Here is a 25,830-nt window from a genome sequence, read left to right as displayed (position 1 = left end):
GGTGCCGGCTTTCTCTATCAGGATTGCTCATGCTGGAAGTCCAGGCCATCTCGAAACGCTACGGCGAAACGATTGCGCTGGCCAATGCCTCAATCGCATTCCGCGCCGGCACGATCCACACCATCCTGGGCGAGAATGGTTCGGGCAAGAGCACGCTGGTCAAGCTGCTGTCGGGGATAGTCCAGCCGGACAGCGGCGCGATCCTGCTCGACGGAGCGCCCTTTACCGGCCTCTCGCCGGCAGCGTTCCAGACCGCCGGATTGGCCACCGTGTTCCAGGAAGTGCTGATCGCGCCTGACCGTTCGGTGACGGACAATATCCTGCTCGGCCTCGACGGCCTGCTGACGCGCACCGTGCCGCGCGCCGAGCGGCGGCAACGCGCGCAAGCGGTGCTGAAGCGCTTCGCGGTGACCGAGATCCCGCTCGACCAGTTGGCCGGGCAATTGCCGCTTGCGGTTCAGCAATTGGTAGTGCTCGCCCGCGCCGTGGTGCGCAGCCCGCGCATTCTCATCCTTGACGAGGTTACGGCTGCGCTCGACTTTGCCGATCGCGAGGCGGTCTTTGCCATGATGCGCAAGCTTGCCTCCGAAGGCTGCCTGATCCTGTTCATCACCCATCGCATGGACGAGGTTATGTCGCTTTCGGACCGGATTTCCGTCCTGCGCGGCGGCAGCGTGGTGACGACTGAGGAACGCGGCACGTCCACCGCATCCGAACTTCTCAGCGCGATGGCGCCACGCACGGCGGCGGAGCTGGCGCATGGCTGATCGCGCCAGCCTTTCGGTGCGTGGCCTGGTGATCGCGCCGAGCGCAAGCCCCATGACACAAACCATTGCGCCGGGCGAGATCGTCGGCCTTGCCGGCCTCGACGGCCACGGACAGGAGCGGTTCCTGAAAGTGCTGGCCGGCCTGGAACGCCCGGCCGGCGGCGAGGTGACCGTCGAGGCGCCAACCGGAGCGCGCGCGATCACCAATTTCCGCAAGGCGGTCGCCGGCGGCATCGCCTATTTGCCGCGCGACCGGCGCACCACCGGCATTTTTCCGACCCAATCGGTGCTCGACAATTTTGCCGTCTCGACGCTGTCGCGCGATATGCGTTTCGGCCTGCTCAGCTTCGCCGCGCGGCGGCAGCGCTATGAACGCTATCGGGACAGACTGTCGATCATCGCGCCACGGCCGGACGCCCCGATCACCACGCTTTCCGGCGGCAATCAGCAGAAGGTGCTGCTGGCCCGTGCATTGGCGCTGGAACCGGCGATCCTGCTCCTCAACGATCCGACGCGCGGTGTCGACGTGGCGACGCGCCATGTCCTCTACGATGTGTTTCGTGGACTGGCGGCGGACGGCATGGCGCTGGTCATCCTGTCGAGCGAGATCGAGGAGATCCTGCTGCTTTGCCATCGCGTGCTGGTGTTCCGCGAACAGCAGGTGGCGGCTGAAATCACCGGAGACGAGATGAAAAGCGATACGGTGATCGCCGCCATGTTCGGGCGCGCGGCATGAGCGGGTTGCGGCGCATGGCGGCGCGATGGCGCGGCGCTGGCTTTGCGGCAGTGCTGCTGGCCATCCTGATCGCGGTCAATCTGCTGCTCAATCCGGCGCGCTTCCATCCTGCCGCCTGGGGCGCGCTGATCGGGCTCGCCGCGCCGCTGATCGGCGCAGCGGTCGCCTCGGCTCCAGTGATCCTCGCCGGGCGCGGCGGCATCGACATTTCCGCCGGGCCATTGATGGGCTTCGTCAATGCGATGGTGATCCAGGTGCTGTTCCTCAGGCTTGGCATATCTTCGCCGCTGGTCATCGTGCCGGCGGCGCTTCTGATCGGCGCGATCGTCGGCGCTGCCAACGGCTTTCTGGCGACCATCGTCCGCATCCAGCCGATCGTCGCAACGCTCGGCACCTATCTGATCCTCACCGGCATGACGCTGACCGTCCTGCCGGCGCCGATCGGCCCGGCGCCGGGCTGGCTGAAGGCAATGGCCGGACCCTGGTCGGCACTGCCGCTGGCGCTGATCTTGCTGTTCTGGTGGCTGGTGCGACAGACGCCTTATTACGACCAGCTGATGGCGGTGGGCAGCGACGACCGCGCCGCCTACACGGCCGGCGTTCCAGTCACCAAAGTACGTTTCATAGCCTATGTCATGACCGGCATACTTGCCGCCTGTGCCGGCCTCATGCTGACCGCCCTGATCGGTTCGGCCGACCCTAATATCGGGCCGACCTACACGCTGATCGCGATTGCCGCGGTGGCGCTCGGCGGCGTCAGCCTTGCCGGCGGGCGCGGCGGGCTCGCCGGCGCCGCCATCGGCGCTGTCGACATCTTCCTGCTGCAGAGCGTGCTGACCGCGTTCAACGTCTCCACCTATGTGCTGCAGATCGCCTATGGCACGATCCTGGTTGTGGCCGTCATCATGACGGCGCTGCAGGAGCGGCTCTCGGGACGGAAAGGCTGAGAAGCATGAGCCGGAACTGGTTCCAGTCCACCAATGCCCGCGTCGCCGGTGCCTTTGCCGTCGCTGTCGCCTTGCATCTCCTTGGCACCTTGCTCATCCCGGGCTACTCCCAGCCGTTCGCCGTCCGGGCGCTGCTGGTGATCGCCTCGCTGCTGGCGGTGGCATCGATCGGCCAGACCCTCGTCGTAATCCTGGGCGGTATCGATCTGTCGATCCCCTTCATCATCGGCTTTGCCAATGTCGTTGCCGCACAGCTCTACGGCGTCGGCTGGAATTTTGCCCTTGTCTGCGCAGTCGTCGTCGCGCTCGCCATACTGATCGGGGCGCTGAACGGCCTGATCTCGCGCGGGCTCGACATCCACCCGCTGATCGTCACGCTCGGCATCGGCATGATCGTGCAAGGTGCCGTCCTGTTGTGGACCGGTGGCTTTCCATCCGGATCGGCGCCTGCCGCGGTTTCCGCCTTCGTTTCGATCGGCGGTTCGGTCGGACCGCTGCCGGTGCCGGGGCTGGTGCCATGCGTACTGGTGTTGACCTTGCTGGTGGCGCTGGTGCTGGCGCGCACGCCATACGGCCGCCGTCTCTACGCCCTAGGCAGCAATCCAGGTGCTGCGCCGCTGGCGCTGATCGATCCAGTCCGCATGTGGACCGTGACCTATGCCGCGAGCGCCTTCTTCGCCGCCGCGGCCGGCGTGCTGCTGCTCGGCTTCACCGGCTCTGCCTATGGCGATGTCGGCCAGCCCTATCTGTTCCAGACGATCGCGGCAGTGGTGGTCGGCGGCGCCGCCCTTGTCGGCGGCCGCGGCAGCTATTTCGGCACCATTGCCGGCGTGCTGGTGCTGACGGAGATCAACACGCTGCTGATCGGCCTCGGCTTCCGGCCCTCGACGGTGCAGGCGGCACTTGGCCTGGTCATCGTGCTCCTGGTTTCGCTCTACGGTCGCGAGCGGCACGTGTCGGCGACGATCTGAGGCTACCTTATTCGTTTTAGCCGCATATGCGCGACGCCAAGTGATCCCACTTGGCTGCAAAATGCTCTACAAGCTCCACAGCCGCTTGGCGTTGCCGGAGAGCAGCTTTTGCCGCTCATCGATGCTTGCACCGGCGAGCAGCGCGTGCGTTGCCGCCACCCAGGTCGCAAGCCCGCCGCCAAGCGTGCAGACCGGCCAGTCGCTGCCCCACACAACGCGGTCCCAGCCGAAGCATTCGATGGTGTGCTCGACATAGGAACGCAGCGTTTCGACAGTCCAGGATCCGGCATCCGCATAGGCGACCACACCGGAAATTTTGCCGACGACGTTCGGGCGCCGCGCGATCTCCGCCATGTGCTCGCGCCAGGGGTGCTCGGCACCACCCTTGATGTCGGGCACGCCACAATGGTCGAGCACGAACTGCACATCTGGCGCGAGGTCGGCGAGTGCGATCGCCTTGGGGATCTGGTGCGGCAGAACGACGAGGTCGAAGGTCAGGCCGCTGCCGGCTAGCCGCTTGATGTTTTCACGAAACAGCGCGCCCTCCGAAAGCTCGTCCGGCATGACGTGCAGCACGCGGCGAAAGCCCTTGACGAAAGGATCGGCGCGCTGGCGCTCGAGATAGGCGGCAAAGCCGGGCTCTTCCGGACGGCAGGAGGCAATTGCCCCCCGCAGCAAGCTGGCCTTCTCCCGCGACAGCGCTTTGACACGGCCGGTTTCGGCCTCGATGTCGGCAGGATCGACATCGACCTCCATATGCAATGCGCCCTCGATGCCGGCGCGGCGGGCCTGGAGTGCATATTCGTCGTAGGAGAAATCGCGGTTGAGCGCCGGCACATCGGCCAGCCAGGGATAGCGCAGCGCGGACTGGTCGATCAGGTGCAGATGGGTGTCGAAGATCATGATGGCGCGCTCCTCCTTGGCGACTTCGAGATCATCTCACGGAGAAATTCTTCATTCAAATAAGAATTCATCTTGATTGCTTGACGGTCGATCCCGCCAGTTGCGACAGCTTTTCGGTCGCTGCCAGCAGCAGCTCAATCGTCCTCGTAATGTCGGGCGCCTTGGGTGCGTTGACCAGGGTTATGTAGGGGATCGACAGTGCGGCGATCGCCTTGCCGTCCGAGCCGAGAACGGGTGTCGACAGGTTGAACACGCCTGCCGTCTGCATCGACGCCATCATCTCGTAGCCGCGTTCCCGGATCTGGTCGAGGCGGGCGAAGAATTCCGGCGATTGCGGCGGCTTGTCGGTGCTGCGCAGATGTTCTGAGATCATCATCTGCCGCTCTTCCGGCGGGCGGAACGCCAGCAACACATGGCCGGACCCGGTGTCGAACAGGCTGATATGCGAGCCGACGCGGATGGAGATGCCCCAGTAATCCGGCGCCTCCTGCTGTGCGATCACCACCGCGGAACCGCGGTCGAAGACGACGAGCTGATTTGCCTGCTGTGTGGTTTCGGCCAGTTCGCGCATCAGCGACGTCGCGTAGGAAGCCAGCCGGCGCACCGGCGCGTGCAGCTGCGCCAGGCCAAACAGCTTGAGCGTCAGCGAGTAACGGTCGCCATCCGGCCGCGTGACATAGCCGCGCCGCACCAGCCGATCCAGCATGCGATAGAACTCGTTCGGGCTGCGGTCGAGTTTCTTGGCGATTTCCGCCTGCGTCAGGCCGCCGTCGACGCCGGCCAGCAGCTCGAGAATGTCGAGCCCCTTGTCCAACGCCGGGGCTCGATAGCGGTCGTCTTCCTCGTCCTCTGCCATTGGGCTTCTCCAGTGAATTTCATATTTCATATACGCATAACGGTTGCTTCCGGAAGAACTTTCGGCTTGACGATCTTATAAATATTTTGTTTGTATATGAATGAACCTGCCGATCGACCTCACTACGCGATCGACGCAGACTCTTGGGAGGATACCGATGACGAAACTGTTTTGCGGCCTGTCGGCCGGCGTAACGCTGCTCGCACTGGGTGCGAGTGCTGCCCTTGCTGCCGACCTGCCCGGTAAATTCGACGGCGTCACCATCGACGCCAAGCTGATCGGCGGCCAGCAATATGAAGGGCTGTACGCGCGCATCGGCGAATGGGAAAAACTGACCGGCGCCAAGGTCAACGTGATCTCGAAGAAAAACCACTTCGAGCTCGACAAGGAGATCAAGTCGGACATCGCCTCCGGCAGCATCAACTGGTGCGTCGGGTCGAACCACTCGTCCTTCGCGCCGCAATATCCTGATATCTACACCGATCTCAACAAGCTGCTGCCGAAGGAGGAGATCGACGCCTTCGTGCCGTCGACGATCAAGGCCTCCACGCTCGAGGGCAAGCTGGTGATGCTGCCGCGCGCGCAGTTCGACGTCTCGGCGCTCTATTACCAGAAGAGCCTCTACCAGGACGAAGCCAAGAAGGCCGCCTACAAGGCCAAGTACGGCAAGGATCTGATACCGCCCGACACCTGGGACGAGGTCGCCCAGCAGGCGGAATTCTTCGCCAGCCCGCCCGATTTCTACGGCACCCAGTTCGCCGGCAAGGAAGAGGCGATCAACGGCCGCTTTTACGAGATGCTCATCGCCGACGGCGGCGAATACCTCGACAAGGATGGCAAGGCGGCCTTCAACTCGGAAGCCGGCGTGCACGCGCTCGACTGGTTCGTCAATCTCTACAAGGCCAAGGCGGTGCCGGCCGGCACCACCAACTATCTGTGGGACGATCTCGGCCAGGGCTTTGCCTCGGGCACCGTCGCCATCAACCTCGACTGGCCGGGCTGGGCAGGCTTCTTCAACGATCCGAAGTCGTCGAAGGTCGCCGGCAATGTCGGCGTGAAGGTGGCGCCGAAGGGATCGGCCGGCATTCGCACCGGCTGGTCGGGGCACCACGGATTTTCGGTCACCGAAAACTGCGCCAGCAAGGAGGCCGCGGCGTCGCTGGTCTGGTTCCTGACCAATGAGGACAGCCAGAAGCTCGAGGCGGCAAGCGGCCCACTGCCGACCCGCACGGCGGTGTGGGACTGGGACATTCAGCAGGCGGCCAGCGATCCTTACAAGAAGGAAGTGCTGGCGGCCTTCCAGGAAGAGGCAAAGCACGCTTTTGCCGTGCCGCAGACACCTGAATGGATCGAAATCTCCAACGCCGTCTATCCCGAATTGCAGGCCGCCATCCTGGGCGACAAGACCTCCAAGCAGGCGCTGGACGACGCTGCCGCCAAGGCCACGCAAATCCTCGAGGACGCCGGCAAGCTTTGACCATTCTCCCAAGGGGGCGCCGCGCTCATCGAAGAGCGGCGTCCCCGAACTATTTACGAACCATGCGCAACCCGCTTTGTCTTGATCCCAGCTCGCCGATGGCGGCCTTCGGTGTCCGGGCACCAACCAGAACCGGATCGCCATGAAAGGCTGGAGACCTTCGCCGCCATTGCTGCTCCTGCTGCCGGCGGTGATCGTTCTGGCGGCGGTGGTGGTGGTGCCGCTGCTGCTTTCGCTCTATTCCAGCTTCACGCCGTTCCGGCTGACCAGGCCGGAGACGTTCTGGGTCTTCATCGGCGCGCGCAACTACGTCGCCATCCTGACCAGCCGCGCTTTCTGGGCCGCCTTTGCCCGCACCGTGGTGCTGCTGACGGTGGCGCTCAACCTGGAAATGCTGATCGGGCTCGGGCTGGCGCTGCTGGTGGAGAAAGCGTCGCGCGGCCAGCGGATCCTGCGCACCATCATGATGTTTCCGATGATGTTTTCGCCGATCCTCGTCGGCTTCCAGTTCAAATTCATGTTCAACGACAATATCGGCCTGGTGAACAACGCCCTGCAGGGGCTCGGCCTGACAGATCGCGCCATCCCGTGGCTGATCGATGGCAATCTCGCCTTCATCGCCATCCTGATCGCCGAGATCTGGTCGTCGACCTCGGTGTTCGCGATCCTGATCCTGGCCGGCTGCTGGCGATGCCGCGCGAACCGGTCGAGGCGGCCCGCGTCGACGGCTGCACGCCGTGGCAGACATTCCGCTATGTCACCTGGCCGTTCATCATGCCGTTTGCTTTCATTGCCATGACCATCCGCTCACTCGACGTCGCGCGCGCCTACGACATCGTCAAGATCATGACCGACGGTGGCCCCGCCGGCCGCACTGAACTGGTCTGGACACTGGTCGCCCGCACCGCCTATGGCGATGCCAGGATGGGCCTGGCCAATGCCATGGCCTATTTCTCGATCCTGCTGTCGATCCTGTTCACCGTCTATTTCTACCGCAAGCTCGCCGCAGCGCGCACGCAGATCGCGGCGGAGTGGTGAGGATGGACCAGAACAGCCTGCATCGCGTCGGCAACAAAGCGCTCGGAATCGTTCACGGCATCGGACTGTTCCTGGCCATGCTGGTCATCTGCCTGCCCGGCATCTGGATCGTGCTGTCGTCGCTGCGGCCGACCGTCGAAATCATGGCCAAGCCGCCGGTGTGGATCCCGCAGCAACTCTCGCTCGACGCCTACATCGCCATGTTCAGCGGCGTCGGCCAGGGCGGCATTCCGGTGCTCGACTACTTCCGCAATTCGCTGATCATCTCGGTGACCTCGACGGTGATCGCCATCGTCATCGGCATGGCCGGCGGCTACGCCTTTGCGCGCTACCGCTTTCGCGCCAAGTCGGCGATGTTCCTCGGCCTGATGCTGACGCGCACGGTGCCCGGCATGGCGCTGTCGCTGCCGCTGTTCTTTGTCTTTGCGCGGCTCGGCATCATCGACACGCATTTCGGGCTGATCCTGGTCTATGTCGCGCTCAACGTGCCGTTCACCGTCTGGCTGATCGACGGCTTTTTCCGCCAGGTGCCGAAAGATCTCGCCGAAGCCGCGCAGATCGACGGCTGCACGCGCTGGCAGGCCTTCTGGCAGGTCGAGTTTCCACTCGCCGGGCCTGGCATCGCCTCGGCCGGCATCTTTGCCTTCCTCACCTCCTGGAACGAGTTCGCGCTCGCCTCGCAGCTGACGCGCTCGATCAACTCCAAGACCCTGCCGGTCGGCCTGCTCGACTATACGGCCGAATTCACCATCGACTGGCGCGGCATGTGCGCGCTCGCCGTGGTCATGGTCATACCGGCGCTCACGCTTACCTTCATCGTCCAGAAACATCTCGTCGGCGGCCTCACTTCCGGCGCGGTGAAAGGCTGACATGGCAACCGTATCGCTCAAGAACCTCACCAAAAGCTACGGCCCGGTGGCGGTGGTGCACGGCATCGATCTCGAGGTCGCCGACCGCGAATTCATCGCGCTGGTCGGGCCGTCCGGCTGCGGCAAGTCGACAACCCTGCGCATGATCGCCGGCCTCGAGGCGATCAGCGACGGGATCATCGAGATCGGCGGCCGCACGGTCAACGATCTGCCGCCGCGCTCGCGCAATATCTCGATGGTGTTCCAGTCCTACGCGCTCTACCCGCATATGACGGTGCGCGAAAACCTCGGCTTCTCGCTCAAGATAGCCGGCGCCGCAAAGGAAGAAATGGACCGTCGCGTCGCCGAAGCATCGGGCATTCTCGGCCTCGACCAGTTGCTCGACCGCCGGCCATCGCAGCTGTCGGGCGGACAGCGCCAGCGCGTCGCCATGGGCCGCGCCATCGTGCGCGATCCCGACGTCTTCCTGTTCGACGAGCCGCTTTCCAATCTCGACGCCAAGCTTCGGACGCAGATGCGCACCGAGATCAAGAAGCTGCACGCCAAGGTCCGGTCGACGGTGATCTACGTCACCCATGACCAGGTCGAAGCGATGACATTGGCGGACCGCATCGTCATCATGCGTGACGGTTTCATCGAGCAGGTCGGCACACCCGACGAGGTCTTCCGCCGGCCGCAGACACGCTTCGTCGCGGGCTTCATCGGCTCGCCGCCGATGAATCTGCATGAGGCGGTTGTCGATGACGGACAGCTGCTGTTCGCCAGCGGCGAGAGGCTGCCTTTGCCCAGCCAGTTCAAGGCCAATATCGAGGCCGGCGACAAAGTCGTGTTCGGCCTCAGGCCCGACGACATCTATCCGACCGGGCATGGCATCAGCTCCGGCGAAGACGTCGACGTCCACCAGGTGGAGTTGCCGGTGACCGTCACCGAGCCGCTCGGCAACGAGACGCTGGTGTTCGCCGAATTCAACGGCAGCGACTGGGTATCGCGGATGCTCAACCCAAAGCCGCTGAAAGCCGGCGACCGGGTCAAGATGAGCCTGGACCTGTCGCAGGCCCATCTGTTTTCTGCTGAAACGGGCAAGACATTGCGAGGTTAAAACCATGGCAAAGATCGAGAAAATCGAACTGCGGATGGTCGACCTGGTGCCGAAGGTCAAGCGCACCGATGCCATCCAGAGTTTTGTCAGCCAGGAAACACCGATCGTCACCATCACCGACGCCGACGGCGCGGTCGGCACCGGCTACAGCTATACGATCGGCACCGGCGGCTCCTCGGTGATGCGGCTGCTGGCCGACCACCTTGCGCCGCGGCTGATCGGCCGCGACGCCGACATGATCGAGGCGATCTGGCACGAGCTGGAGTTCGCCACCCATGCCACGACGATCGGCGCGATCACGGCAATCGCGCTGGCGGCCATCGACACTGCGCTTTGGGACCTGCGGGCCAGGAAACAGAGGCTGCCGCTGTGGCAGCTGGCCGGCGGCGCCAAGGACCGCTGCCCGCTCTACACGACCGAAGGCGGTTGGCTGCATATCGAAACCGAGGCGCTGGTCGCGGATGCGCTGGCCGCCAAGGCCAAGGGGTTTCGCGGCTCGAAGGTCAAGATCGGCAAGCCGCACGGCTCCGAGGATCTTGCCCGGCTGACGGCGGTGCGCCGGGCGGTTGGAGACTCCTACGAGATCATGACCGACTGCAACCAGGGCTTTTCGGTCGACGAGGCGATCCGCCGGGCCGAGCGCTTGCGTGAACTCGATCTCGCCTGGATCGAGGAACCGTTGCCGGCCGACGACATAGACGGCCATATCCGCCTGTCGAATGCGACGTCGACGCCGATCGCCGTCGGCGAGTCGCTCTACTCGATCCGGCATTTCCGCGAATATATGCAGAAGGGCGCGTGCTCGATCGTGCAGGTCGATGTCGGCCGCATCGGCGGCATCACGCCGTGGCTGAAGGTGGCGCATGCAGCCGAGGCGTTCGACATACCGGTCTGCCCGCATTTCCTGATGGAATTGCATGTCAGCCTGACATGCGCCGTTCAGAACGGCAGATATGTCGAGTATATTCCCCAGCTCGACGAGCTGACCGGCAAGAAAATGCGTATCGAGGACGGGCACGCGCTGGCGCCGGACGAGCCCGGCATCGGCATCGACTGGGACTGGGATGCAATCAAGTCGAAGAGCATCGCGGAATTCACCATGGCGATAGTGAAGTAGGAGGCGGACATGCAGCGAATGGGAATGGTGCTCGGCCTCAAGCCGGAGAAAGTCGCCGAGTATGTGCGGCTTCACGCTGCCGTCTGGCCGGACGTCCTCAAGATGATTTCCGCCTGCAACATCAAGAATTATTCGATTTATCTGAGGGAGCCGGAGCACCTTTTGTTCAGCACCTTTGAGTACCACGGCACCGACTATGCCGCCGACATGGCGAAGATGGCCGCCGATCCCACGACGCAGGAATGGTGGGCGCTCTGCATGCCATGCCAGGAGCCGCTGCCGACCCGCAAGGACGGCGAGTGGTGGGCGTCGATGGACGAAGTCTTCCATTATGACTGATGACATTTTCGATCCTGCCTCGCTTTCCCAGGCCTGGGCACAGCCGTCAAAGCCCAGGCCGATCGTGATTTTCGGCGCCGGCTCGATCGTCGGCGATGCGCATTTCCCGGCCTATGGGAAAGCCGGTTTTCCGGTTGCCGGGCTGTTCGACCCCGACCTGCCCAAGGCGGAAAAACTGGCGCAGAAATGGGGCGTCGCCGCTTACCGGTCGGTCGAGGAAGCTGCGTCAATCAAGGACGCCGTCTTCGATCTGGCGACGCCGCCGGCTCATCATGCCGGCGTGCTCAGGGCGTTGCCCGATGGTGCGGTGGCGCTGATCCAGAAGCCGATGGGCAGCAATCTCACCGAGGCGACCGAGATCCTCGAAATCTGCCGCGCCAAAGATCTGAAAGCGGCGGTGAATTTCCAGCTGCGCTTCGCGCCGATGATGCTGGCGCTCAGGGATGCGATCGCCAAGGGCTGGCTGGGCGAAGTGGTCGATTTCGACGCATGGCTTGCGCTGGCGACACCCTGGCAGCTCTGGGAATTCCTGTTGCGGGCGCCGCGCGTCGAGATCGCCATGCATTCGATCCATTATCTCGACCTGATCCGGCAATTGCTCGGCGACCCCAAGGGGGTTCACGCCAAGACACTCGGCCATCCCGGCCACAAGGTTGCGCAAACGCGCACCAGCGCGATCCTCGACTATGGCGACACGGTGCGCTGTGCACTGTCGATCAACCACGATCACAAATTCGGTCGAAAACACCAGGCCTGCGAATTCCGCATCTGCGGCACCGAAGGCGCCGCTTACCTCAAACTGGGCGTCAACCTCGACTATCCGCGCGGCGAGCCGGACATTCTCGAAATCTACCCCAAAGGCGGCACGGACTGGATTGCGGTTCCACTCGTCGGCGCATGGTTTCCGGACGCCTTTGCCGGCCGCATGGCCAATGTCCAGCGCTACGCGTCGGGCGAGGACGCCGAGCTTGTCAGTTCCGTCGAGGACGGCTGGAACACCATGGCGCTGGTCGAAGCCGCCTACCGATCGAGCGCGGCGCCGGCAACACCGATAGCGGCGAGGCCCTGACATGGAGCAGACAGTCTATTTCGAGGACTACCGGATCGGCTCGTCGCGCATGACCAGCGGGCGCACCATCACCGAGACCGACTTCGTCGTCCATGCCGGCCATACCGGTGATTTCTTTCCCCACCACATGGACGCCGAGTTCATGAAGACGACGCCGTTCGGGCAGCGCATCGCCCACGGCACGCTGGTGTTTTCGGTCGGCGTCGGGCTGACGGCCAGCGTCGTCAACCCGGTTGCCTTCTCCTATGGCTACGACCGGCTGCGCTTCATCAAGCCGGTGTTCATCGGCGATACGATCAGGACCCGCACCACCATCTCGGCTAGGGAAGACGACCCGAAGCGACCCGATTCAGGCCGGGTCGTCGAGCGCTGCGAGGTGATCAACCAGCATGGCGACGTGGTGCTGGTCGCTGATCACATCTACATCGTCGAGCGTCGCGACAAGCCGAGCAGAGCCTCGACAGATGACGCTGAAACCTAAAGACAAAAAACCGCCTTGCGGCGGGTCCTCGGTGAATCATCACCATACGCAAATTAGTAGCATAGCTGCCGGCACAAAGCAAGAACAAAATGTGGCAAACCGGATAAATCGCGACAGGTTGCGCTGCCCCTTATCGCCCTGCGAACCCCGACTTGCAGGACTTGGGTTCCGCGGAGCAGGCGGATAGAGGTGGTGCCGACATCGGGAATTGGTCATATCCGGTTGACCGGATATACAGGCTTGCCGCCGCGCAGGACTGATGCGACATCGGCAAACACCTTGTTGCGAACCTCCGCGTAAGACTGGGTCGAGTAGTGCGCCGCGTGTGGACTGACCAGGACGGTGTCCAGCGCCAGCAGCGGATTGTCGGGCGAAGGCGGCTCCCGCTCGAACGTGTCGATGCCGGCGCCTGCCAGATGGCCGCGCCGGATCGCGTCCGCCAATGCAACCTCGTCGACCAGGCCGCCGCGGGCCACGTTGATGAGTATCGCCCCTTTCTTCATCCGCGACAGGGCTTGCGCCGACATGATGTTTCTGGTCTCCGGTGTCGCTGGAACGTGCAGCGAGACGATGTCGGCCCTGGCCAGCAACTCGTCGAAGCCGACCGGTTCGGCATCACCGGCCGCGATGCGCTCGGCCGGCATATGCGGATCGTAGGCGATGATGTGGTAGCCGAAGACCCGCGCCCGCTCGGCAGTCAGCCGCCCGATCTGGCCGAAGCCGATCAGGCCGAGGATCTGCCTGTCGGGCCGTGTGATGCCGGCGCCATCGGTCATTGCAACCCAGCGGCCGGCGCGCACCGCGCTGTCGAACTGCTTCAGCCTGCGCGTCAAGGCCAGGATCAGGGCCATGGCGTGGGTGCTGACTTCAACCAGATTGGCGTCCGGCACGTAGGTTACCTGAACACCGGCACGGCTGGCAGCCTCGACGTCGATCGAATCGAGCCCTACGCCGAACCGCCCGATGACCTTGAGCCTCTTCAGTTCCGCCAAAACGCGAGCCGTGATCGGCTCCCGCAATACCATCAATGCGTCGGCGTCGCGGCAGTGTTCGATCAGGGCATCTTCCGTGAGCAGCGTCTTTTCGACAAATTCGACGTTCAAGCCGTCGAGGTAGCGCAGCTGCTCCTCCTCGACTGACAGCACACCGTCGGTCTTGATGATCTTCATGGCAAACTCTTGCTATGAGGCGCTGCGCGCCGAGGCGACGCCGGCGGCAAGGCCGGCCCCGAGAAACATCGTGTCGCTGGCCAGCATGTAGAAGCTGATGCCGTGCCGCGACCATTTGCCGACATCATCCGCCGAAGGGCGAAAGATGCCGACGGCCTTGCGGGCCGTGCGCGCCGCGGCCGCGATCCTCATAATCGCTGCATTGAGCTTGTCCTGGCCGGCCGGCCCCATGGCGTCGATCGAAACCGACAGGTCGCCGGGACCGATGAAGATCACGTCGACGCCGTCGACCTGGACGATGTCGTCGATGTTGGCGAGCCCTTCGACCGTCTCGACCTGGATGGCGACCGTCAGGACATCGTTGGCCGAGTTGAGGTAGTCCGGAATCCTGTAGCCATAACCGGCGGCGCGGCCCGGGCCGACACCGCGGGCGCCGACCGGCGGGTACCGGCAGGCCATGACCGCCACGCGCGCTTGCTCGGCCGTGGAGACGCGGGGTACCAGGACACCCGACGCGCCGGCGTCGAGCGCGGCGGCCATCCACTCCGGCGTGTGGCCGGGAACGCGCACCATCGCGGGAACCTTGTGGACATCGGCGGCGCGGATCAGATCCTCGAGCCGTTCGCGGCCGATCTGCGAATGCTCCCAGTCGATGCACAGGAAATCGACCCCGCTGGCGGCGGCCACTTCGACCGCCACAGGGTGCGGGATGGCGCAGAAGGTGCCGATGAGGCGATCGAGAGAGATACATTTCTTGCGAAAGTCGTACATGAAATCTCCAGAAATTTTCGGCGTCGGCAAAAACCTGTTTGCCTATGTGGCCCTTGACGAAGGATGCACGGCTTCCGTCGACATCGGAAAATGCCCGCTGCCGCCTGAAAACGGCGGGAAGGTCTTGTAGTCGGCGCGCATCTCCAGCCGCGCCGGCGATTGCAGCGCGTGCGTCAATGCAGCGGGACTGTCGAACATGACGCGATTGCGCTGCATATGGTCGATCCGCGGCCAGGGCAGCGAACCGCACCAATCCAGTCGCGACAGAACCTCGATGTGGCGAATGCCGGGGAAGCACCGCATCAATTGCGGATGATGCGTCACATAGTGGTAGAGCCAGGCATTCATGTCTTCGGCCGGCCCGGGATAGTGGACAAGATAGCTGCAGGGCAGCCCGGACGTCTTGACGCCAGCGTCGTCGACGGGAAACGGACGCACGCACATTGCCTGTTGCGTCGGCCTCGAACCGGCGATGCTCGACAGCATACCAGGTGCGGCAAGCGCCTGCAGATGGCCGGACGGCGCCAGCGCCGCCTCCATGTCCGCCAGTTCGTCGAAATAGAGCTGGAAGCCAAAGACCGGCGGTGGACCATCGTTGTTGAACATGTCCGTCGCCACTTCGGGCAGATAGATATTTGCAAGCCCAAGGCCCGGCGTTGAAGCAATCACACGCCGCACGGCGTCAACGTCTTCACCGGCGATGGCCAAATTTGCCTCGCGGTCATCATGGAAGAAAGCAAGATAGGCAAAGCGCATGTGGACACCTGCTGGATCGAGTTCGACTAGATCAAGTTCGGAAGAAAGAGAGCGATCTGCGGAAAGAGGACAATCAGCAGGATCAGCAGAAGCGTCAGCGCGATGTAAGGCGCCGCAGCCATGGCAACCGTCTTGAGCGATGTGCCTTTCGGCGCAACGCCGATCATGATGAACAGCAGCAGACCAAACGGCGGCGTGGTGAAGCCGACCTCGTAGGCGAGCAGCAGGATCAGCCCGAACCATACCGGCTCGTAGCCGAATTGCTGGGCGATCGGCAGGAAGATCGGCAGCGTGATCAGCATCATCGAGACCTGATCCATGAACATGCCGAGCAGCAGGATGACGAGCACCATCATGAGCAGCATGGGATACGGTCCAAGATCGTAGCCGACGATGAACTGGATAAAGCCGTTGGAGGCGCCGGAGAAGGCGAATATCTGCGAGAACGTCGTCGAAGCCGAGATGATCAGGAAGGTCATGCCGGTGACCTTCATCGCATCGTCCAGCGACTTCCAGACAACCGACCAGCTGAACCGCCGGTAGACAAACAACAAGGCGAAGACAGCGGCACAGCCGAGGCCTGCCGACTCGGTCGGGGTCGCTATTCCAAGGATGATCGTGCCGACCACCATGAACACGATGACGCTCATCGGAATGATGTTGACGGCGACCGCCCTCACCTTCTCGGCCGCGGGGACGGCGGGCACCGGATAGTGCGGAGCGGCGTCCGGATCGATCTTTGTCTGCGCGAAGATCAGCGCCGCGTACATGAGAACGAGCAGCAGTCCCGGCAGAGCCCCCGCTATGAGCAGCGCGCCGACGTCGATCTGGGCCAGCGAGCCGAGCAAGACGGCCAGCGAGGATGGCGGGATGATGACGGCAAGGCTTCCGGCGCCAAGCACCGGGCCGTAGGCCATGTGCGGCTTGTAGCCCCGCTTCAGCATCTCGGGCACCATCAGCGAGCCCATCATGCCGGTATTGGCGAGGCTCGAGCCCGACAGCGCGGAAAAGATCGTGCCGGCGGCCAGCACGACATAGGCGAGGCGTCCGCGCAGATTGCCGATGCACAGGTCGAGCGCGTAGATGACCTTCTCGCCGAGGCCGGAGCGGAAGAACAGGCTGCCCATGACGAGAAACATCGGCAGCGGGGCAAGCGCGTAGGTCGAGACAGCGTCGGAGAAGTTGGCGACCATCTGCGTCACGCCGATCGAGCCGCCGAAGAACAGATACAGCCCGATCACATTGGTGACGAAGAACGCGAAGGCGACCGGCAGCCCAAGGCCCATCAACACCAGGATGGTGCCAACGAGCACGGCGAATGGAAACAGCCAGGCCACCGGTCAGAGCCCTTCCATTTCCAGCGGATCGAGCGTGTACAGCGTGTCACGGCCGAGCAGATATCTGAGCCATTCCAGCGCCGAGAGATAGAAGGCGAGCATGATGGGCAGAAAGACCAGCCATTTCGGCATATCGAAGCTGCGCGTTTCGTATTCGCCGCCCGCAACGGCACTTGTCAGCGAAGACAGAGCGACGCTGCCGAGGTAGAGGCTGACGCCGATGCAGGCGAGATAGACCAGCTTTTCAAGCACCGCCCGTGCCCGCACCGGCAGCGCCTGGCGCAGGAACTCGACGAAGACATGGCCCTTGCTGTGGACCAGCCATGGCATCGGCAGAAATGCCGCGTAAAGCAGGCCGTATTCCGTCGCCGACACCGCCCAGGCAAGCGGCCTCAGGCCCAGATTGCGGACGCACACATCAGCAACCACCGCGACGATGATGAGGCCAAGCACCACTTTTGCCGCCGCCGCCAACGCAAGGCTCAGCTTCCCAATCACTGCAAACGATCTGTCCATTCCCGACGACCCTCATGTCCACCTTTGCCTCCTTGGCCCAGCTTTGATGGAGGGCACGCAAGGCACCCTCGGCTCGGGCTACTGGAAGAATTTCTTCAACTGATCGATGCTGGTGGGATCGCGTTTGGCCATTCTCGCCCAGCTCGCCTGCGTGGCAGCCGCCAGGAATTTGTCGCGGCCGGCGCCGGTCAAGCTGATCACCTTCTGCCCGCCGTCGATCATCGCCTGTGCCTGTTTTTCGGACTGGGCAAGGTTGGCGTCATAGCTCGCGCGCTCGTATTCGACGGCCGCGTCGGCAAGCAGCTTCTGCGCTTCGGGCGACAGCGTGTCCCATTTGGCCTTGTTGATCGAGATCAGCACGTCGGTTTTGAAGAACTGCGGGTCGACACGGTATTTGGTGAATTTGTCCCAGCCGAACGACGCATAGCCAAACACCGTATACGCGTTGGCATTGACGACGCCGCGCTCGAGCGAGGTATAGACATCCCCCGGCGCTTGCACGATCACCGTTGCGCCCAAGGATTCAAGGAAATCGCGGTAGAGCGGCGACGAGCGGATTTTCAGGCTGCCCCAGTCGATGCTGCCTTCGCTGTTGAGCTTGGGTTCGTCGACGGTGAAGACGTTGAAGCCCGAGCCCGCGTCGACATGCGCCAGCAGGTGGGCATTGGCCTTCTTCTCGAAAATTCCGCTGATGAAATCCCAGCCGCCATTGTCGCGGACCTCCCACGGCGTCTTCGTCGATGCGGAGAAAACCTCGCCTTCGGGCACGAGTTCGAGGAACTGCCCTGCCGGTGTGTCGATCACATCGATCAGGCCGCTCCTGAGCGCCGCGCCCTGCTGGATCGGCGGAATGACCTCCGGCCCGCCACGGACGTTGATCTGGACCACGCCCTTGCCCTTTTCGTTCACCTTCTGAACGAACTTCAGGAAGCTCTGCGCGTAGCCGTTCTGCGTCGGCGTAAAATGCACGGCGTTGAGGACGACCTCTTCGGCCGCGGCGCTACCCGCCACACCCGACATGAGTGCAGCCAGAACAAGGGATTTCCAAATGCGCATTGCCATACTCCCTTTGATAGTTCGTCCATGATCGGGTTCGATCTAAAATTGCAATCGCCGCGCCGCCGCGTGAACGGCGGTTAGTTGGCATCATCTCCTACTGTCAGGAACCGCCCATGCGCGTAGAAGACCGGCGATCGATGAGCGCGGTCCAGCGCAACGCCCGACACGATGCCGATGACGATCATGTGCGATGCCCGCACGATGATTTCGGCCACCCGGCATTCGAATATTGCCCGTGCGCCGACAAGCAAGGGCGCGCCGGTTTCGCCACGCACCCATGATCCGGACGAGAACCGCGCGGCGCCCTTGGCTTTGGTCATGCCGCCAAAGGCACGTACAACGTTCTCCTGGTCGCCGGCGGGAAGATTGACCGAAAACGGCAAACCTTCGTGAATGACCGAGGCAAAGGTGCTGCCGCGGTTGACACAAGCCAGCAGCGACGGCGGCTCGGCGCTGAACGAGCAGAGAGCCGTCGCCGTGATGCCGCAAAAACCGATCTCGTCATGTTCCGACGCGAGGATGGCGACCGAGCCCGCCACGGCCCGCATAGCCTGCTTGAACGCGCGCGGATTGATGGCGTCGTGCCCATCCACCCACGGCGTCGGAATGGCGGCCGCCGGCATCAATTTACTCGAAGCCCGGCCTGGCGCATCAGCGGCAGCACGCGGTCGCAGAAGAAGGGCAATTCGTAGGTGTAGTTGACGAATGTGAGGGCGGCGCCGGAATAACCCTGTTCCATGATCTCGGTGAGGTCGTCGACGATCGTTTCCGGCGTGCCGATGAGCGGGAACGTCCCGGCACCCCCGGCGAACCTTTGCCGATATTCGGTGAAAGCCTTCGCATCGTGCGAGTTCGCGAATTCCTTCTTCTTGCGCATGTGCTCGTCGACCGCACCCTCGTCCGCGCATTCCAACGCGTAGTGCCGGTAGTAATCCTCGGCTTCCTGCTGGGTCTCCCGGCAGACGACGTGACAAACCGTATAGACGCCGACTTCGCGCCCGACTTCGGCCGCGCGGTTGGTGATGTCGACCACATGCGCACGGCCGTCGGCAATTTCGGAAAAGGTCGAAAACAGATAATCGCAATGGCGCGCTGCGTAGTTGCGCCCCGGCGCGCCGAAGGCGGCGTTCATGGTCACCGGTCGCGGCGCCTGCAGGCTTGGCGGCCGGCTGACGACGCCCTTCAGATCATAGAACTCGCCGCCGAAGTCGAACGGCTCCCTCGATTGATAGGCGCGCACGATGATGTTGATCCATTCCTCGGCTTGATCGTAGGTTCGATCGCCGACCGTTTGCCCGAACATGGCGAACTCGTCGGGGTTCCAGCCGCAGACAATGTTCAAGCCGGCCCGCCCATTGGAGATGTGGTCGACCGTCGCCAGCGCTTTTGCAGCCTGCAGCGGATGAACCAGCGGCACATGCACCGTCATGAACAGGCCGATGTTCTCGGTGGCGACAGCAAGGCCCGCCGCCCAGGTGAAAGTCTCGAACGACCATTCCCGCACATGCGTCAAACCGCCGAAGCCGCGCCAACGGGCGATCGGCAGCAGAAACTCGAGGCCGGCGCGGTCGGCGATACAGGCGGAATTGAGGTTGTCTTCCCAGCGGGCGCGCCAGCGCTCGGGAACGGTGGTCATTGCCAGGCCGCCATCGGCGTTCATTGAAAATACGCCGAGCTTGAACCTGTTCGGCCCTTTCAGCGGGTGCTGCTTCCTGATCATGCTTTCCCCTGCCGCGACATGCCCTCACCTTCACCGTTGGAGTTTTGAAACGGTGGGCTAAGCTTCGTGAAACGCTCCTCGGCGTTCTGAATGAAGTGGGTCATGCGGTCGTAAGCGGCGACGGCGTCGCGCTTAACGAATGCCTCATAGATTGCGCGCATGCCGGCAACGATGACGGCCTGCGTCGGCTGGTGCGACAGCGTCCTCAAGCGGACGACGAGCACATGGTCGGCGAACCTTGCAATCGTTTGGGAAAGGCGCTCGTTCGCGACGGCGCCGAGCCAACAATTCCTGAATGCCGAATTGGCCTGGAAAAAGCGGTCGGCATCACCGGCGGCGGCCGCAGCCTCGGCCTCCCGAAGCGCGGCTGCCAGGGTCTTGAGGCCAGCGGCGTCAAGTGTCCGTGCCGCGTGCGCGGCGGCCCGTGGCTCAAGCAGGCGGCGGACCTCGAAGATGTCGGCGACATCCGTCGCGGTAAGCGTGGGCAGGGTGAAGCCGCGTGTCGTGCCGACGAGATAGCCCTCATGCACCAACTGCATCAAGGCGTCACGGACAGGCATTCTGGAAATGCCGAGCTGGGCGGCAATATCGACATCGACGAGCTTCTGGCCAGGCGCCAATTCGCCATGCTGTATCGTCAGCCGGATTTGTTGATAGACCTGGGCACGCAGATTGCCATCGCCAACCCGTTTGAGCTCTATCGTTTCCGTCATCCACGCCTTCCCATGCGAAGATTTCGTATATTGTTTGAGGCTGTGTTCTCGCAGTCGTGCCGTTTGAAATGCAGCCACGTGTCGGCAGAAATCGACCTATCAGCCGTGTTCCCGGCTCAAGTGGAGCATAGGCTGGATCACCTGGCAAGATGTTTTAAGTTTATAATGTATACTGTTTGAGTTCGCTGTCCGGAGGGCAAAGGGTCACGCCATCCGTACGGTCGCGCCGCGCGACGGCGGGAACAGCCAGCGATCCGTGCGGTTCGGTAAAAAACGTACAGACGTTTTTCCGTGACACATCGAAGTTGACGGATTTAACTAAAATTACTTGCGATCTGCGCGCGCCGGCACGCCCACCCCGATCCCCTCGCCGGTACGCATCACTGGATCGCCCGCCGTATCGAAAGGTGCGGCGGGCTTTTCGTTTCGTTTGGCGGGGAGGCGCTTATGCGAGACTTGCCCAGGAATATCGACGCCGACGTCGTGATCGAAATCAGCAAGCTGCTCGACGACCGGGCGAAGTCCGTGCCGGTGCCGGTGCACAAGCTGGCGGCGATGATCCGGCTGGGCGTCGAGACGCGTCTGACCGATCACTCCATCGAAGAACTGATCGTGGAGATGGCCGCGACGCGGGGGCTTCCGATGCTGTTCGATTTGCCGGTGGTCGACAACGTCGTGCCGATTGCCTCGGCGCGCCGTCCCCGCTGACACTTCGCTCGAACCTCACCGATCGTCGCGTCGCCGCACGACTTCACTTGTCCTGATGCGCGGGCCGGGTGTCGCCTTTCTTTTCGGGGTCGTGGGTATGGTGGCTGTCGTGTTCGCCGCCGCCGCCGGAGACCTTGCTGTGGCTGCGACGGTCGGAGTCGGCCGGCGGCTTTTCGACGCTCAGCGGCTTCTTGGCGTTTTCGTGCGCGGCGCCGGGACCGCCCTGGCGGATGCTGGCAGGAGTCTTCTTCGACGTGGACATGACCTAGCGATCCTGGACGTTGCCTTGATGGGTGGTGTTGACCTTCGTATTGCCTTGCTGGCCCTGCTTGTCGGGATCCGGAACAGCTGATTGCGGTGCCTGGTCGGCTGCTACCGGTTTTTTGTCACCGGTGCCCTTTGGGCTCAGATTCTTCGGCGGCACAGGGGGAGGTTTTGTGCTCATGGCGTTTCTCCTTCCGTCACCCAAACAAGCGGCTCGGGAGAAAGGTTCCCGATGGCCCGGTCCGAACGGCAATTGCCGCGAATAGCCGGGCCCGCAGGCCGTGGCTTGGCCGGCGGGATCCAGGATTATTTCTTGATGATGTTTCCGTTGTTCAGATCGAAGGCCTGGGCACCGAACGCCTGCCTGAAGAAATCCTCCTGCAGATCGCCCCATTCGCCGAGATAGGCGCCGCAATTGCTGCAATAGATCGGCGTCGAATCCTTCGGGTTGTCGGGAATTTCCATCAGGATCGTCCCGCACGCCTTGCAATCGAGCTTGTCATCCAAACGGCGGCCCATTGGCCTATAATTGCGCGTTTTCGGCCGCGCGCCAATTGTCGTATTCGTACGAAACTGCGAACGGTACGTTTTCCACCTGCAAGCGGGCAGCAGGCTAGCGGTCCGCCGGATTTCCGAAAGCGGGATCGCGCCGCCTCGAATACCTTCCCACCCGCGGCAGCTCGTCTGGAAAGTCGACCCAGGGAAGCCTCATGTCCCAATATGCGTGGGCCTGCGGCGGAAACCGTTCGGGGTGGTCGAGAAAGCCGATCGACAGATAGAGTTCGTCGGGCAGGCCCTGGTCGACATAGCCGATCGATGTTCCGCAATCCGCACAGAAGGACCGGAGCACGCCGGGGGTTTTCGAAAAGGTCTTGGGCGTGCCGGTGAGCAATGTGAATTCAGAAGGCCGATAGCCGACCCACACCGTTAGCGGGCTTCCTATCGCCTTGCGGCAGTCGTCATCGTGATCGGAGCAAATCCAGAACGGCTCGCCGCGCATCTCCGCCGTTATGGCGCCGCAAAAACAGGACCCCGTTTCAGTTCGTGGCATTGCCTGCCTTCATTGCTGAGTCTCACTCATTGCTGGCCTGGCATTTCGGTATTTTCCTTGGGGTTCTTCTTGATGCCGGCGGCAGGCGAGGTGTCGGCCGGAGCATTGCCACCCTGGTTCTGCTCAGGGGCTCTTTTGAGCGGCGAAGTTCGCCAGCCCATATCGCCGTACAAAAAGCCGATGAGAAAGCCGACGATGATGATGGCCGAAATCACCATCGCAATTAACGCGTTACGTCGCTCCATTTCGCGCGGCTCCTTTCTTCGGGCCGAACAAACGATGGCGGAAATGGTTCCGGCGAGACGGAACGGACCCGGCCCGGAACATTCAGCCTTACGGCGGGTTCTTATGCATGCTCTTCTTACAGGGAGTGGCTCGCATGAAACCCGCCGTAACCGATCGCATCGAAACCAAGAAATACGACCACCCGACAGGCGGCTGGGGATCGCTCAAATCCCTGGTCCGCAAGGCGCGCGGCGAAGGCCTGCTGTTGTCCGGGATATGGAGCACGCTGCTCAAGCAGAACAAGGCCGACGGCTATATGTGCGTGTCTTGCTCATGGGCAAAGCCAGCCCAGCCGAGGCCTTTCGAATTCTGTGAAAACGGCGCCAAGGCGACGATGTGGGACCAGACCAAGCTGCGCTGCGAACCCGCTTTCTTCGCCGAGCATTCGGTGACGGAACTACTCGATTGGCCGGACCACGATCTTGAGAAGCAGGGCAGGCTTACCGAGCCCATGCGCTACAATGCCGCCACCGACCGTTACGAGCCGGTTTCCTGGGACGATGCATTCCGCGACATAGCTGCCGAACTGCGGCGGCTCGATCCAAAATCGGTGGTGTTCTACACGTCCGGCCGGGCCTCGCTCGAGGCCTCGTTCATGTACCAGCTTTTTGCGCGGATCTATGGCTCTTCGAACCTGCCCGATTCGTCCAACATGTGTCATGAATCGACCTCGGTCGGCTTGCCGGAATCGATCGGCTCGCCGGTGGGGACCGTGCAGCTCGAAGACTTTGCGAAATGCGACATGATGTTCTTCTTCGGGCACAACACCGGGGTGACGGCGCCGCGCCTGCTGCATCCGCTGCAGGAGGCACGTCAACGCAACGTGCCCGTCTTCACTTTCAATCCCTTGCCCGAGCGGGGACTGAAGCGCTTCAAGAATCCGCAAAACCCCCTCGACATGCTGTCGCCCGGACCGGGTACCAAAATGTCCAGCGACTACTTCCAGGTTCGTTCGGGCGGCGATATCGCCGCGATGACGGGTATCGCCAAGGCGTTGCTGGCGCTCGACGACGACGCCCGCGAAAGCGGCAGGACGCGTGTCCTCGACACGGCTTTCATCGCCGAACACACGCATGGCTTCGCCGAATTCGAAGCCTTCCTGCGCAAAACCCAGTGGAGCGATATCGTCGCGCGATCCGGCATTGCGCAGACCGACCTGGAGCATGTCGCCGAGGTCTACAGCCATGCCAACGCGGTGATCGGCAATTACGGCATGGGCCTGACCCAGCATCGGCACGGCACCGAGAACGTCCAGATGCTGTGCAACCTTTTGATGCTGCGCGGCAATATCGGAAAACCCGGCGCCGGCATTTCGCCGCTGCGCGGCCATTCCAATGTCCAGGGGCAGCGCACCGTCGGCATATCGGAAAAACCCGAGCTCGTCCCGCTCGACAAGTTCGCCGAATTCTACGCCTTTGAACCGCCGCGCGAGAAAGGTCTCGATACGGTCGAGACCTGCGAAGGCGTCATCGACGGATCGGTCAAGGGCTTTGTCGGGCTCGGCGGCAATTTCGTGCGGGCCGTGCCGGAAACCGGCCTGGTCGAGAAAGCCTGGCGTGGGCTCGACCTGCATGTCGAGATCGCGACCAAGCTCAACCGCAGTCACCTGATCGCCGGCCGGGCAACCTATTTGCTGCCTTGCCTGTCACGGCTGGAAAGAGACCATCAGGCAAGCGGCGACCAAAGGGTGTCGGTAGAGGATTCCACCGCCTGTATCCACGGCTCGTTCGGATCGCGACCTCCGGCTTCGCCGCATCTGCTTTCAGAGCCCAGGATCGTCGCCGAACTCGCCAAGGCCATGGTGCCGGGCAGGAGTTCGATCCCATGGGATGAGTGGGTTGGGGATTATTCCCGCATCCGCGACGAAATCGAGCGCTGCTACCCCCAACATTTCCGCGACTTCAACGAGCGTTTCCTGACGCCCGGCGGCTTCCATCGCGACATCAAGGCGAGCGAGCGGGTGTGGGAGACGCCGAACAAGAAGGCCAATTTCAAGCTGCCAAGTGGCCTTGAAACCGATCCTGACATCGATGTCGCCTGCGATGATGTGCTGACACTGATCACGGTCCGCTCCAACGACCAGTTCAACACGACCGTCTACGGCTACAACGACCGGCTGCGCGGCATCAGCGGCACACGCATGGTGCTGTTGATGAATGAAAAGGATATCCAGCGCCTCGGTTTGAGCGCGGGACAGGAGGTTGATCTCGAAGCCAACGCGCGGGACGGTGTGGAGCGCCGCGTGCACGGACTGCGCATCACGCCTTACTCGGTGCCGGAGGGAAATTGCGCCGGTTACTACCCCGAGCTCAACCCGCTGGTTCCTTTGTGGCACAGAGCCGAGAGGGCTCATGTTCCGGCGGTCAAATCGGTACCGGTGCGGATATTGCCATAGGCGTTCGTCGTTCGCGGCAGGCACGCACCACGCCGATGTGACCTGGCGCGACTTTCAATCGCGACCTCAGCCGGCTCGCGCGAGTTCATCCACGGCATTCAGGATCGCACTCTGGCTCGCCGGCTTCTGCACCATCCTGCAAGCGCGGAACCCGGCTGGAATTTCGCGTTCGCCATACCCGGAAAGGAAGGCGAACGGAACACCGCGCGTCCGTAACGCTTCCGCGATCGGATAGCTGGTCTCGTCGTTCAACTGGATATCCAGCAACGCGGCGTCGATCCCGCCTTCGCCAACGAGCCGGAGTGCCGCCGTTACCGACGAAACAGGTCCAACCACCTGATGGCCGGCTTTGCGCAGGTAAGCCGCCGCGTCGTCGGCGATCAGCCATTCGTCCTCGACGATCAGCACACGCATCTT

30 protein-coding genes and 1 pseudogene are annotated in these 25,830 nt (G+C 62.9%); 14 read left to right on the top strand and 17 right to left on the bottom strand.

The window, feature by feature from the left end:
- The first annotated feature begins 29 nt into the window (after positions 1-29).
- The 4 genes from NKH49_RS00770 to NKH49_RS00755 are packed head-to-tail and all read left to right on the top strand — an operon-like array spanning position 30 to position 3,421.
- Entirely contained in the window at positions 30-767 is a 738-nt protein-coding gene (locus tag NKH49_RS00770) for an ATP-binding cassette domain-containing protein (protein ID WP_352612174.1), read from the top strand.
- Positions 760-1,503 carry an ATP-binding cassette domain-containing protein gene (locus tag NKH49_RS00765; protein ID WP_352612172.1) on the top strand — a complete coding sequence of 248 codons (744 nt, stop codon included), beginning with the start codon at positions 760-762 and terminating at the stop codon, positions 1,501-1,503. Before NKH49_RS00770 ends, NKH49_RS00765 begins: the two co-directional genes overlap by 8 nt.
- On the top strand, positions 1,500-2,450 hold the full coding sequence (locus tag NKH49_RS00760) for an ABC transporter permease (RefSeq protein WP_352612170.1): 951 nt from the start codon (positions 1,500-1,502) through the stop codon (positions 2,448-2,450). Before NKH49_RS00765 ends, NKH49_RS00760 begins: the two co-directional genes overlap by 4 nt.
- A 5-nt stretch (positions 2,451-2,455) precedes the next feature.
- On the top strand, positions 2,456-3,421 hold the full coding sequence (locus NKH49_RS00755) for an ABC transporter permease (RefSeq protein WP_352612168.1): 966 nt from the start codon (positions 2,456-2,458) through the stop codon (positions 3,419-3,421).
- Positions 3,422-3,487: 66 nt separating this feature from the next.
- Here the strand turns inward: NKH49_RS00755 and NKH49_RS00750 are convergent, their stop codons facing one another.
- Together NKH49_RS00750 and NKH49_RS00745 are read right to left on the bottom strand one after the other, a co-directional pair.
- Positions 3,488-4,324, bottom strand: coding sequence for an amidohydrolase family protein (locus NKH49_RS00750; RefSeq protein WP_352612166.1), 837 nt, complete (start codon positions 4,322-4,324; stop codon positions 3,488-3,490).
- 67 nt (positions 4,325-4,391) lie between these two features.
- On the bottom strand, positions 4,392-5,180 hold the full coding sequence (locus NKH49_RS00745) for an IclR family transcriptional regulator (RefSeq protein WP_352612164.1): 789 nt from the start codon (positions 5,178-5,180) through the stop codon (positions 4,392-4,394).
- Positions 5,181-5,337: 157 nt separating this feature from the next.
- Here NKH49_RS00745 and NKH49_RS00740 point away from each other — a divergent pair, with 157 nt between their 5' ends.
- From NKH49_RS00740 to NKH49_RS00705, 8 genes and pseudogenes are all read left to right on the top strand, one after another.
- Positions 5,338-6,657 (top strand): ABC transporter substrate-binding protein, encoded by a 1,320-nt coding sequence (locus NKH49_RS00740; RefSeq protein ID WP_352612162.1) that lies wholly within the window; start codon positions 5,338-5,340, stop codon positions 6,655-6,657.
- A gap of 142 nt (positions 6,658-6,799) precedes the next feature.
- Positions 6,800-7,695: pseudogene (locus tag NKH49_RS00735) on the top strand (carbohydrate ABC transporter permease).
- A gap of 2 nt (positions 7,696-7,697) precedes the next feature.
- On the top strand, positions 7,698-8,564 hold the full coding sequence (locus NKH49_RS00730; protein WP_352612158.1) for a carbohydrate ABC transporter permease: 867 nt from the start codon (positions 7,698-7,700) through the stop codon (positions 8,562-8,564).
- 1 nt (position 8,565) lies between these two features.
- A complete protein-coding gene (locus NKH49_RS00725; RefSeq protein ID WP_352612156.1) occupies positions 8,566-9,663 on the top strand; it encodes an ABC transporter ATP-binding protein in 1,098 nt (365 codons plus the stop codon).
- Between the two features lie 4 nt (positions 9,664-9,667).
- Complete coding sequence (locus NKH49_RS00720; RefSeq protein ID WP_352612154.1) at positions 9,668-10,780, top strand: mandelate racemase/muconate lactonizing enzyme family protein; 1,113 nt, start codon at positions 9,668-9,670, stop codon at positions 10,778-10,780.
- Between the two features lie 9 nt (positions 10,781-10,789).
- Positions 10,790-11,119, top strand: coding sequence for an L-rhamnose mutarotase (locus NKH49_RS00715; RefSeq protein ID WP_352502205.1), 330 nt, complete (start codon positions 10,790-10,792; stop codon positions 11,117-11,119).
- The gene (locus NKH49_RS00710) at positions 11,112-12,188 is read left to right on the top strand and encodes a Gfo/Idh/MocA family protein (protein ID WP_352612152.1); all 1,077 of its coding nucleotides are present in this window, start codon (positions 11,112-11,114) and stop codon (positions 12,186-12,188) included. Before NKH49_RS00715 ends, NKH49_RS00710 begins: the two co-directional genes overlap by 8 nt.
- 1 nt (position 12,189) lies before the next feature.
- On the top strand, positions 12,190-12,669 hold the full coding sequence (locus tag NKH49_RS00705) for a MaoC/PaaZ C-terminal domain-containing protein (protein ID WP_352502203.1): 480 nt from the start codon (positions 12,190-12,192) through the stop codon (positions 12,667-12,669).
- Positions 12,670-12,881: 212 nt separating this feature from the next.
- Here the strand turns inward: NKH49_RS00705 and NKH49_RS00700 are convergent, their stop codons facing one another.
- The 9 genes from NKH49_RS00700 to NKH49_RS00660 all read right to left on the bottom strand — a co-directional run bounded on the left by NKH49_RS00700 (position 12,882) and on the right by NKH49_RS00660 (position 20,710).
- Positions 12,882-13,838 carry a C-terminal binding protein gene (locus tag NKH49_RS00700; protein ID WP_352502202.1) on the bottom strand — a complete coding sequence of 319 codons (957 nt, stop codon included), beginning with the start codon at positions 13,836-13,838 and terminating at the stop codon, positions 12,882-12,884.
- A gap of 12 nt (positions 13,839-13,850) precedes the next feature.
- The gene (locus NKH49_RS00695) at positions 13,851-14,609 is read right to left on the bottom strand and encodes an HpcH/HpaI aldolase family protein (RefSeq protein ID WP_352612149.1); all 759 of its coding nucleotides are present in this window, start codon (positions 14,607-14,609) and stop codon (positions 13,851-13,853) included.
- A 42-nt stretch (positions 14,610-14,651) separates the two neighbouring features.
- Positions 14,652-15,365, bottom strand: a complete 714-nt coding sequence (locus NKH49_RS00690) for a hypothetical protein (protein WP_352612147.1) — start codon at positions 15,363-15,365, stop codon at positions 14,652-14,654.
- Positions 15,366-15,391: 26 nt separating this feature from the next.
- Entirely contained in the window at positions 15,392-16,702 is a 1,311-nt protein-coding gene (locus NKH49_RS00685; RefSeq protein WP_352612145.1) for a TRAP transporter large permease, read from the bottom strand.
- A gap of 3 nt (positions 16,703-16,705) precedes the next feature.
- On the bottom strand, positions 16,706-17,218 hold the full coding sequence (locus NKH49_RS00680; RefSeq protein WP_352612143.1) for a TRAP transporter small permease: 513 nt from the start codon (positions 17,216-17,218) through the stop codon (positions 16,706-16,708).
- Between the two features lie 78 nt (positions 17,219-17,296).
- Positions 17,297-18,274: a TRAP transporter substrate-binding protein DctP gene (gene dctP, locus NKH49_RS00675; protein ID WP_352612141.1), complete on the bottom strand. Its 978-nt coding sequence runs from the start codon at positions 18,272-18,274 to the stop codon at positions 17,297-17,299.
- A gap of 80 nt (positions 18,275-18,354) precedes the next feature.
- On the bottom strand, positions 18,355-18,900 hold the full coding sequence (locus NKH49_RS00670) for a flavin reductase family protein (protein ID WP_352502197.1): 546 nt from the start codon (positions 18,898-18,900) through the stop codon (positions 18,355-18,357).
- Entirely contained in the window at positions 18,900-19,994 is a 1,095-nt protein-coding gene (locus NKH49_RS00665; RefSeq protein ID WP_352612700.1) for an LLM class flavin-dependent oxidoreductase, read from the bottom strand. The genes NKH49_RS00670 and NKH49_RS00665 overlap by 1 nt, the downstream gene beginning before the upstream one ends.
- Positions 19,994-20,710, bottom strand: a complete 717-nt coding sequence (locus NKH49_RS00660) for a GntR family transcriptional regulator (RefSeq protein WP_352612139.1) — start codon at positions 20,708-20,710, stop codon at positions 19,994-19,996. The genes NKH49_RS00665 and NKH49_RS00660 overlap by 1 nt, the downstream gene beginning before the upstream one ends.
- A gap of 447 nt (positions 20,711-21,157) precedes the next feature.
- Here NKH49_RS00660 and NKH49_RS00655 point away from each other — a divergent pair, with 447 nt between their 5' ends.
- Positions 21,158-21,418: a hypothetical protein gene (locus NKH49_RS00655; RefSeq protein WP_352502195.1), complete on the top strand. Its 261-nt coding sequence runs from the start codon at positions 21,158-21,160 to the stop codon at positions 21,416-21,418.
- Positions 21,419-21,461: 43 nt separating this feature from the next.
- Here NKH49_RS00655 and NKH49_RS00650 read toward each other — a convergent pair whose 3' ends face one another.
- From NKH49_RS00650 to NKH49_RS00630, 5 genes are all read right to left on the bottom strand, one after another.
- Complete coding sequence (locus NKH49_RS00650; protein ID WP_352612137.1) at positions 21,462-21,680, bottom strand: hypothetical protein; 219 nt, start codon at positions 21,678-21,680, stop codon at positions 21,462-21,464.
- Positions 21,681-21,683: 3 nt separating this feature from the next.
- The gene (locus NKH49_RS00645) at positions 21,684-21,863 is read right to left on the bottom strand and encodes a hypothetical protein (protein WP_352472894.1); all 180 of its coding nucleotides are present in this window, start codon (positions 21,861-21,863) and stop codon (positions 21,684-21,686) included.
- Between the two features lie 125 nt (positions 21,864-21,988).
- Entirely contained in the window at positions 21,989-22,147 is a 159-nt protein-coding gene (locus NKH49_RS00640; RefSeq protein ID WP_023716639.1) for a hypothetical protein, read from the bottom strand.
- Between the two features lie 148 nt (positions 22,148-22,295).
- On the bottom strand, positions 22,296-22,733 hold the full coding sequence (locus tag NKH49_RS00635) for a GFA family protein (protein WP_352472893.1): 438 nt from the start codon (positions 22,731-22,733) through the stop codon (positions 22,296-22,298).
- A 26-nt stretch (positions 22,734-22,759) separates the two neighbouring features.
- Positions 22,760-22,978 (bottom strand): hypothetical protein, encoded by a 219-nt coding sequence (locus NKH49_RS00630; RefSeq protein ID WP_352472892.1) that lies wholly within the window; start codon positions 22,976-22,978, stop codon positions 22,760-22,762.
- A 134-nt stretch (positions 22,979-23,112) separates the two neighbouring features.
- On the opposite strand from NKH49_RS00630, the gene NKH49_RS00625 reads away from it, so the two are divergent.
- Positions 23,113-25,413 carry an FdhF/YdeP family oxidoreductase gene (locus tag NKH49_RS00625; RefSeq protein WP_352612134.1) on the top strand — a complete coding sequence of 767 codons (2,301 nt, stop codon included), beginning with the start codon at positions 23,113-23,115 and terminating at the stop codon, positions 25,411-25,413.
- Positions 25,414-25,479: 66 nt separating this feature from the next.
- Here the strand turns inward: NKH49_RS00625 and NKH49_RS00620 are convergent, their stop codons facing one another.
- Entirely contained in the window at positions 25,480-25,827 is a 348-nt protein-coding gene (locus tag NKH49_RS00620) for a response regulator (protein WP_352612698.1), read from the bottom strand.
- Between the last annotated feature and the right edge of the window lie 3 nt (positions 25,828-25,830).

This window comes from Mesorhizobium sp. M1088, from assembly GCF_040318575.1.
In the GTDB taxonomy this organism is placed as follows: domain Bacteria; phylum Pseudomonadota; class Alphaproteobacteria; order Rhizobiales; family Rhizobiaceae; genus Mesorhizobium.
The sequence above is the reverse complement of the archived record's forward strand: the minus strand, read 5'-3'. Positions and strand labels throughout refer to the sequence as shown.

Coding starts and splice junctions, on each gene's coding strand:
- NKH49_RS00640 (WP_023716639.1), bottom strand. CDS start 22,147: ATGGAAATTCCCGACAACCCGAAGGATTCGACGCCGATCTATTGCAGC.
- NKH49_RS00655 (WP_352502195.1), top strand. CDS start 21,158: ATGCGAGACTTGCCCAGGAATATCGACGCCGACGTCGTGATCGAAATC.
- NKH49_RS00670 (WP_352502197.1), bottom strand. CDS start 18,900: ATGCCGGCGGCCGCCATTCCGACGCCGTGGGTGGATGGGCACGACGCC.
- NKH49_RS00650 (WP_352612137.1), bottom strand. CDS start 21,680: ATGTCCACGTCGAAGAAGACTCCTGCCAGCATCCGCCAGGGCGGTCCC.
- NKH49_RS00740 (WP_352612162.1), top strand. CDS start 5,338: ATGACGAAACTGTTTTGCGGCCTGTCGGCCGGCGTAACGCTGCTCGCA.
- NKH49_RS00695 (WP_352612149.1), bottom strand. CDS start 14,609: ATGTACGACTTTCGCAAGAAATGTATCTCTCTCGATCGCCTCATCGGC.
- NKH49_RS00755 (WP_352612168.1), top strand. CDS start 2,456: ATGAGCCGGAACTGGTTCCAGTCCACCAATGCCCGCGTCGCCGGTGCC.
- NKH49_RS00645 (WP_352472894.1), bottom strand. CDS start 21,863: ATGAGCACAAAACCTCCCCCTGTGCCGCCGAAGAATCTGAGCCCAAAG.
- NKH49_RS00700 (WP_352502202.1), bottom strand. CDS start 13,838: ATGAAGATCATCAAGACCGACGGTGTGCTGTCAGTCGAGGAGGAGCAG.
- NKH49_RS00730 (WP_352612158.1), top strand. CDS start 7,698: ATGGACCAGAACAGCCTGCATCGCGTCGGCAACAAAGCGCTCGGAATC.
- NKH49_RS00680 (WP_352612143.1), bottom strand. CDS start 17,218: ATGGACAGATCGTTTGCAGTGATTGGGAAGCTGAGCCTTGCGTTGGCG.
- NKH49_RS00770 (WP_352612174.1), top strand. CDS start 30: ATGCTGGAAGTCCAGGCCATCTCGAAACGCTACGGCGAAACGATTGCG.
- NKH49_RS00745 (WP_352612164.1), bottom strand. CDS start 5,180: ATGGCAGAGGACGAGGAAGACGACCGCTATCGAGCCCCGGCGTTGGAC.
- NKH49_RS00765 (WP_352612172.1), top strand. CDS start 760: ATGGCTGATCGCGCCAGCCTTTCGGTGCGTGGCCTGGTGATCGCGCCG.
- NKH49_RS00635 (WP_352472893.1), bottom strand. CDS start 22,733: ATGCCACGAACTGAAACGGGGTCCTGTTTTTGCGGCGCCATAACGGCG.
- NKH49_RS00760 (WP_352612170.1), top strand. CDS start 1,500: ATGAGCGGGTTGCGGCGCATGGCGGCGCGATGGCGCGGCGCTGGCTTT.
- NKH49_RS00750 (WP_352612166.1), bottom strand. CDS start 4,324: ATGATCTTCGACACCCATCTGCACCTGATCGACCAGTCCGCGCTGCGC.
- NKH49_RS00710 (WP_352612152.1), top strand. CDS start 11,112: ATGACTGATGACATTTTCGATCCTGCCTCGCTTTCCCAGGCCTGGGCA.
- dctP (WP_352612141.1), bottom strand. CDS start 18,274: ATGCGCATTTGGAAATCCCTTGTTCTGGCTGCACTCATGTCGGGTGTG.
- NKH49_RS00715 (WP_352502205.1), top strand. CDS start 10,790: ATGCAGCGAATGGGAATGGTGCTCGGCCTCAAGCCGGAGAAAGTCGCC.
- NKH49_RS00705 (WP_352502203.1), top strand. CDS start 12,190: ATGGAGCAGACAGTCTATTTCGAGGACTACCGGATCGGCTCGTCGCGC.
- NKH49_RS00620 (WP_352612698.1), bottom strand. CDS start 25,827: ATGCGTGTGCTGATCGTCGAGGACGAATGGCTGATCGCCGACGACGCG.
- NKH49_RS00690 (WP_352612147.1), bottom strand. CDS start 15,365: ATGCGCTTTGCCTATCTTGCTTTCTTCCATGATGACCGCGAGGCAAAT.
- NKH49_RS00660 (WP_352612139.1), bottom strand. CDS start 20,710: ATGACGGAAACGATAGAGCTCAAACGGGTTGGCGATGGCAATCTGCGT.
- NKH49_RS00630 (WP_352472892.1), bottom strand. CDS start 22,978: ATGGAGCGACGTAACGCGTTAATTGCGATGGTGATTTCGGCCATCATC.
- NKH49_RS00625 (WP_352612134.1), top strand. CDS start 23,113: ATGAAACCCGCCGTAACCGATCGCATCGAAACCAAGAAATACGACCAC.
- NKH49_RS00720 (WP_352612154.1), top strand. CDS start 9,668: ATGGCAAAGATCGAGAAAATCGAACTGCGGATGGTCGACCTGGTGCCG.
- NKH49_RS00725 (WP_352612156.1), top strand. CDS start 8,566: ATGGCAACCGTATCGCTCAAGAACCTCACCAAAAGCTACGGCCCGGTG.